The 8,178-nt window shown below is 34.3% G+C and carries 4 protein-coding genes; all 4 read right to left on the bottom strand.

What is annotated here, in order from left to right:
* Nucleotides 1–98 precede the first annotated feature (98 nt).
* Nucleotides 99–1,487, bottom strand: a complete 1,389-nt coding sequence (locus ABF633_RS20070; RefSeq protein WP_415526384.1) for a nitrogenase component 1 — start codon at nucleotides 1,485–1,487, stop codon at nucleotides 99–101.
* A 119-nt stretch (nucleotides 1,488–1,606) separates the two neighbouring features.
* A complete protein-coding gene (locus tag ABF633_RS20065) occupies nucleotides 1,607–3,106 on the bottom strand; it encodes a nitrogenase component 1 (RefSeq protein WP_415526382.1) in 1,500 nt (499 codons plus the stop codon).
* A 516-nt stretch (nucleotides 3,107–3,622) separates the two neighbouring features.
* A complete protein-coding gene (locus ABF633_RS20060; protein ID WP_415526380.1) occupies nucleotides 3,623–5,812 on the bottom strand; it encodes a YhgE/Pip family protein in 2,190 nt (729 codons plus the stop codon).
* 19 nt (nucleotides 5,813–5,831) lie between these two features.
* The gene (locus ABF633_RS20055; protein WP_415526378.1) at nucleotides 5,832–8,000 is read right to left on the bottom strand and encodes a YhgE/Pip family protein; all 2,169 of its coding nucleotides are present in this window, start codon (nucleotides 7,998–8,000) and stop codon (nucleotides 5,832–5,834) included.
* Nucleotides 8,001–8,178: the final 178 nt, after the last annotated feature.

The raw sequence follows: 8,178 nt of genomic DNA, 5'->3' as shown, positions 1-8,178 counted from the left end.
GCAAGCAGAGAACCAAAATCTTCGATTTTGTGTGAATCGCTTTCACAGAGTGCGTCGGAGACTTACGCCAAGTTAGTCAGGTTAAATCAATTTCTATCCTATGCACTGGCACCTACTGTAGTGGTATAAATTTTTTCAAGAAGAGTAAGGGCTCCTCTATATCCTACATAGGACTTTGATATAACCACCTCATAGGAGGCCGGAAAGCCTATTTCCACTATATGCCCTTTTAGTTCCTTTGCCAAATCTCTCTCCCAGGTAGTACCAAATATAATAGGCGGTTTGTTTCCAAAATCCGTTTTTCTTATTTTTTCATGAATAATATAGCTGTCCTCTTCAAACTCCACTTCGGTAGACACATCCTCTGCTATATTCCTATATTCTCCCACAATAAGCTTTCTGTATTTCTCAGGCGGATTATCTGTAATGATCTGTCTTGCAGGTATTACCCCCAGCTGATTGACTAAAAATTTTGTTATTGCCAGGTTATAAGCACTATCCCCTATAACTGCAAATTTTGCTGGAAGTCCCCAAAAATACTCTGCATAAAAATCAGAAAATCCTTCTAAATAGTTATAATATTCCTTTCTTTCCTGTTCAATAAACCTTTCTGCTCTCCCTTTATCAATTCCTGCAAAATCCACTACTTTTCTAAGAAAACTGCTGGTTTCCTTAGCTCCTATGGGAATTACAGGAATATGCAGATAGGGCTGCCCATACTTTTCTTTTAAGTGTTCTGCAGTCTGAAGCCCTAGCCAAGGAGATAGCACCAGATTAAACTGTGCCCTTTTTATATTTTTCCACTCTGAAACCCCATCACTTTTATTTCCGAACAAAATATTGACCTTTAATCCTACACCCTCTAAAATTCTCTTTATTTCTGTAAAATCACCCTTCCAAAAAGTATTGTGATATGGAAGCAGCGACCATAAATTTACAAGACCCTTTTCTTTAGGTCCATCATAATCACCTACATACTGATCAATAATGGCCCTGGTAACAAGTTCATGACCAGTGAAATTATTACCTTTAAAACCTCCTGTCTCTGCATATACAATAGGAAGTCCTTTATTTTGAAATTCTCCTACCACAGCTCCTACGTCATCCCCCACTGTGTCTGGAATACATCCTGTCATCACCACAAATAAATCTGCCTTTAAGACTTTAAATGTGGCTTCAATTAATTCTCTTAATCTATTTTCTCCCCCAAATACCACTTCTTTTTCATTTATATTAGTGCTTGGAATAACAGCACCACCTCCGTAACCACCTCCTTGGAAACCGTTGTTAAAGGATATGCTGGTAACCTGCTTCTGCGCACAGCCCGGACCGCAATGAGTAATTGGTATTACTCTTGGAATAGCAAAGGCACTGTGTATAGCTCCCAAGGCACATCCATATCTAACCTGTTCTATAGAATTTGTCTTCTTTAATTTTTCACATTTTCCAAAATCTTTATCTGTATCTTTTGTTCCTGAAATAGACATTATGTTGACTCCTTTTATGTTAAATAAATCTGACTTAGTATAAGTTTGTATTTATACTAAGCTTATATGAATTATATACAGCAATGCTGCTGAATTTAAATAAACTAATTTCACATATTTTACTTTGCAAGTACATAAGGATCTTTTTGACTGAGCCACCAGCCTGTATAAGGCAATTCTACATTTTCAGATAGATCCTTGTGAAATTTCTTACGTGCCAGTATCTCTAGAATAGTTTCTCCTAAATTTATAATTCCCTGATAGCCTACAGCATGATGGCCATCTCCAAGTGGTGCTGCTGGAATCCCCATTCGTGAAGCTAGTGGAGCAAGTCCATTATGTCTTATGATGATAAAATCAGGATTTATATTTTTAAGAAGTCCATAAAATTGATACTGCTGACCATTACTTACACTAAATTGTGAAACATCCCCATAGTTCTCCACTAAAAATTTTAGAGAATCCTTTTTATCGGCATCCTCACCATCAAATATTGGTTCATGGTGAAAGGTAAGAGATCCATCTATATCCACTCCAAGATCCCTAAGCACTGCAATAATCCCATGGGCATAAGAAGATCCTGTGGCTACATATCCTACTTTACCCTTAAGCAGTTTTCTAAGTTCCTGTAATCTTTTTTCTATTCTCTTATGTTCTTTTGCTATATAGGCTTCTGCTCTTTCCTCTCTATGAGTAACCCTTCCCAGTTCTCTTATCCATGCATCTGTGGCAAGAATTCCATAGGGCTGAGGAGCTTTAACATCTATAACTCCAAATTGTTTTTCCAAAGCAGCAGACATATAGGAAGACAGTGTATAACAAAAGGAAACACTGGCAGCAGCTTCTGACATCTGCTCCAAATCCTCTACGCTGGCTAGATCCACCACGTAATTAACCCTAAGGCCCAGTTCTCCAAGCATAGGCGTAAATATATCTTCACCCCAAAGATCAATTACATTAACTAAATCCTCCTGCCTCTTAGGATTTTTACGGGCTATCTGCCTTATAATCCCATGATAAGCTGCATCAAAGCCTGTAGTCCAGTGTTTTGATCTGAAACCTTCACAGTAGGTAGGAATTACAGGTATTTTTAGTTCCTCCTGCAATTTATTTGTTACACTTTCTATGTCTTCTCCAATAACTCCTGCAGCACAGGAGGTGCCAACAAAAATAACTTTAGGATTGTGTCTGTTAAAAGCATCTCTTATAGATTGTTCTAACTTTTTTAATCCTCCAAAAACTACGTCACTTTCATCCATATTTGTATTAATTATTCTAACATTTTCTACCGGCAATCCTCTTATAGCAAGACCATTACGATATAAGGAATTGGATAATACCTGACCTGCACCACATCCTATAGGAGAATGCTGAATAAAAACAGCATCTCTTACATTACTATGCTGGCATGATACCATCTCTTCACTGCACTTGGATCCCTGACTAAAAGGTCCTCTGGCCTCACAGAGCCTCTTGCCTCCATTGTCTTTGCAGCCGCCGCAGGTGTATTCAGAATCCCTTAAAATTTCTGATGCCTTTCCGGTTTTCCATGCAATGATGGTTCCAAGCCTCTCTTCACGAGTCTGCACCAAGGAATTATCCAGATTCAGTTTCTTCATAAAATTCCCCCTTTTGCTTTTTGATACAATTGGTTAAATTCAAGTATTTAATTCTGCAAATTATCCAGCAAATTTATTCATCCCTTATTATGGTAATTCCAACTACTTTTATACCCCAGTGGTGTATTTTAAGGTAATTTTGGTTATTTTTACACCTCTGGGGTAAATAAAAATAAATGAGAATAAATAAAAAACACTAGAAACCTATCCCACCTTAAAAAGTGAAGTGATAAGCCTCTAGTATACCTAGTCAACTTTAAATATTGAAGCAAGTTCTTAATTCAGGTGGGGATTCTTTTACCCCATCTGAATTTTAGAACTGCAAATGCATGGCTTACTTGGCGTTGAACTCCCACTTGAAGTAAAGCAGAGAACCAAAATCTCTTTTTTGATTTTGTGTGAAGGCTGTACAGAGTGCGTGGGAGTCTTACGCCAAGTTAGTCAGGTGAAATTTATCTTATGATCATAGTATCAAATCATCCATAGTTTGTCAATAGGTTTAGTATATATTATGCTTTATAGTCCAGATTGTTCAAACTTTTTTTCCATAAATTCTGTTATTTTGTGAAATAGAGGCTTTAAAATTACAAGGAGTAAAAATATAATTGTAAAATATCCTAAGGCTTTAAAACTGCTGTATACATTACTCCATACTGGCCCGGCTATAGCTTCCCTGAAACCATTTATTGCATAGGTAAAGGGCCATAGCGGCTCAAGAATTCCAAATATTTCAGGATTAGTTTGTATTGGATAAATTCCTCCAGAGCCTGCAATTTGAAACACCATCATTACTACTGCAATGGCTTTTCCCACATTACCCATTAAAGATACCAAAGTAAATATTATAATGGTAAAGGTAACTGCAGATGCCAATGAAAATTCCATCATAAGTGTCATATTTTTAGGATTTACTCCAAGTATGTACTTATCCCCAAGAGTAACTATGGCAGCCTGAATAAGTGCTAACACTAAAAATAAAAGCAGTTTTCCAAAATGTTTTTGTATAAAATTTAATTTCTCCTTACCCTCAAAATCTCTGTATTCTGTAGTCAATAGAGCACATAAAAGCAGCGCACCTACCCAAATTGCAAGTACAGTATAAAAAGGAGTCAATCCAATTCCAAATATACCTTCTCCGTATACATCAACTTCTTTTACGTCCATAGGTGAAGATATAAAACTTGACAATTTATTTGGATTCATTTTAAGTATCTTTACTAAATCATTTAAGTCATCCCCATTTACAGTATTCATTTTAGAAGTTAACTGATTTAGCTGATTTTGAATAATGCTTAATTTATCCTTTAATTGATTTGCCTGGTTAACGGATAACTTACTGGTAGCTATTCCATACTGAGCTAAAGCATTTAACTGGGGAACTATGACTTTCGTTGCTTCCAGTACAGAATTAACATCATCTAAACTTGTATTTAAATTATCCCCTATATTATTAAGTACTGGCAATGCACTGGAATAAAAATTATTTGATGTATTATTCAGGCTATTTGAAACTTGATTATTTTCTGCCAAAAGTTTATCTATTTCATTATTTAAGGAGTTATCCTTTGAGTTATTATTTCCCGCATTTATGTTGTTTCCCAGCATAATTTTTAATTGATTTAAATTATTACCCTCTGTCTTTATTAATCCATCTAGGGACCGAAGAGAATTTATGGTATTAGTTAAAGCACTATTATTATTAGTTTCAGCTATGGACTGAATAAAATTAATATCAGTTGCTGCAGTTTTATCTAGAGAATTATTTATATTTATAAGCTCATTTATATTCTTTGTATTATCCGTAGAATTAGCTAAATTACTGGCACTGTTATTGGTATCCTTAATTTGCTGCAGCAGTGTTTGAATTCTATTATTTATAGACTTAGCCTGAACCATATCATTATTCAGTGTACTGGCTGTGGAATTTACAACCTGCTTTGTATCTGAAACTAAGGTTCTACTGCTCTCTGTAGCCTGCTGCAAACTATTAATCTGCTGAGTTATCTTAGGAAGATTATTTTGTACCTTTCCCAAGTAATTCTGTAATCCTAAAGAATTTGAATTTGCTTCATCTATATATTTTTTTATATCCGTAATATTATTATTTGCTTCATCCAGAGTTTCTTTAAACTGAATAATTTGTGCCTTCTGTTTATCCGGATTATCTACTATGGAATTCAGGGTGTTTAGTGTTTCCCTATTGACAGTACTCACAAATTCAGCCTTTAAATCACTGGCGAATCTTTCTTTTACTGAGTTTGTTATCTTAGCAGCAATAGCATTTAATTTTTCATTACTTCTGTATATAATATTAGGCTTTTTAGGATTTGCAGAGGCTAAACTTACCATTCCATCTGAAAAATTATTTGGAATTTCTATCAGTGCATAGTATTTTCCTTCATTTAGCCCATAGTTTCCCTGCCAATCATCTACAAATATCCAGTCTATTGTCTTATTCTTTTTAAGATTGGCTACAACCTGATCACCTACATTTATATTTTTTCCATTAAAGGTGGCTCCCTCATCCTCATTGACTATGGCAATAGGAAGATTTCCTGTATTGGCATAAGGATCCCAACAGGCTTTTATATTTATCCAAGCATACAAAGATGGTAATATACACAGTCCTATAACTATTACAATGGCCGCAGGATTCACTACTATATTTTTTATGTCTCTCACAAATATGTTAAATAATTTTTTCATATCTTCACCCCACTTCTAACTATTCCCCTATACCTGACTTTTTGAATTTAGTTTCAAATTTTGAAATTATAGGATCCAGTGGTCTTTTAAAAAATAATCCAAACAGTATAAATAATATTGATATTAGTATCAGCATGCTGAAATCCATCATTACAGTGCTTACAAGAGGGCCTCCTATGGCCTCTCTAAAGCCACCTACACTATAAGTAAAAGGTAACATTGGCTGCACTATTCTAAATGTCAATGGATCTAATTGTATAGGATATGTTCCGCCGCTTCCTGCCACCTGGACTATGAGCAGTATAATGGCTAAAGCTTTACCTACATTCCCAAGTACTGAAACTAAAGTGTATACAATTATTGAAAAAGTTATTCCTGATACCACTGCGAAGGCTATCATTAAGGATGTATTTACAGTATATACCCCTAGGAGAAATTTATCTCCCAAAGAGACTATGAGGGACTGTATTACTGATAGACTGATAAAAGTCAGCATTTTACCAAAATGTTTTTCTCTCAGACTAAGCTTTCTATATTCTTCTGTAGGAACGGTCTTAGTTGTAAGTATGGATGTAAGTAAAAGTGATCCCACCCAAATTGCCAGTACAGTATAAATTGGTGCCATACTGGAACCGTAATTTGGCGTAGTATATATGGATTCATCCTTCAGATTAAAGGGGTCTGCTATAAAATCTGCCATAAACTGCGGATTACTCTGAAGTATGGATATTATTTGCTGCAGATCATTATTGTTAACCATTTGAAGTTTGCTGGCCAATTTTGCAATTATATCTTTGAATTCTAAAAGTCTGCTATTTAAATCACCACTTACTTTAGAAGCTAAAGTAGTACCTTCAATTGAACTGCCCATAAGTTTGTCTATTTGCTTATTTGTGTCCTGTGCCTGCTGCATTAGATAAGTAGCATCATTAGTTGCGGTTATAAGACTGTTTCCTATGGAATTTAATGAACCCCTTGCTTTTGAATTGTACTGATTTATTGAATTTGTCAATTGGCTGTTTACACTGGCAGTACTATTGTTTAGAGAATTCAGTATACCTTTGTTAATATTATTTGTCTTACTGAAATTCTGCTGCAAATTATTAACATTGTTTTTTTCATCATTTAAAGAAGTCTGTATATTATTCAAAGAACTTACCATATTTGCTATATCTGCATTTGGAATAGCACCATTAATCTTTTGCAAATAATCAATTATGGCATTATTGGAATTATTGGCCCCATCTATAGCCGAATTGATTCCAGATGCAACAGAATTAAACTGCGAAGTATTGGAATTTAAGCTCATTTCATTCAAGTCATTAAGCATACTCTGAATTCTATAAATTGAAGCATTTTCATTATTTAAATTGGTCTGAATATTATTAGCAGAATTATTTAATGTAGTCTGTGTAGATTTTATCATAGCTGCATTATTCTCATTACTTTGTATTACCGAATTCAAGCCACTTTCTACAGAGGGAATAGTGGCTCTCAGTTCCGTTAAAAATGTCCCTAGATTTCCAGAACTGATATTTATGCTCTGCAGTGTACTAGTTATTAAATCCATATTATTATTTATATTTATTATGTCATCCTTCACCTTGATTATATTATCTCTATTTTTTTGCGCATCTTGTCCAACTTCATTTAGAGAAGAAAATAAAGTCTGATTCACTGTAACAATAAAATTTGAAGTTATCTGATCTATTAAGGTATTCTTAGCTACATCTGTTATTTTACCGGCTACTGGATTTTCTTTTGTATTTACCTTATAGGTTATCTGAGGCTTTTTAGGATTATCTGAAAGAATACTTACAAAACTTGAGGAAAAATCTTCTGGTATTTCTATCTCCGCATAATATGTACCATCTACAATTCCCAAATCTGCTTCTCTTTCACTTACAAATTTCCATCCAATCTTATTGTTGCTCTTTAATTTTTTAACTATCTCATTTCCCATATTCAAATTTCTATTCTTAAAAGAAATCATTTTATCCTTATTCACCACAGCTACAGGTATTGTACCAGTATTTTCATAGGGATTCCAACAAGCCTTTATATTTACCCAAGCATACAAAGAAGGAAGAATACAAAGCCCTGTAATAATTATCAATGCTATGGGATTATGTATTATGCTCTTCATATCTCTTTTAAAAATAGTAACTATATTAAAAATATGTTCCATTATCAATACCCCTCTGTTTATTAGTATTTCACTGAAAGTAAAAATTATTTATTCTATTATATGATAGCTTTTATTATATAATTATACTTTTATTCTATTGAAGCAAGTTCTTAATTCAGGTGGAGATTCTTTTACCCCATCTGAATTTTAGAACTGCAAATGCATGGCTTACTTGGCG

This window comes from Clostridium sp. (assembly GCF_047718555.1).
Classification (GTDB): Bacteria; Bacillota; Clostridia; order Clostridiales; family Clostridiaceae; genus Clostridium_I.
The sequence above is the reverse complement of the archived record's forward strand: the minus strand, read 5'-3'. Positions and strand labels throughout refer to the sequence as shown.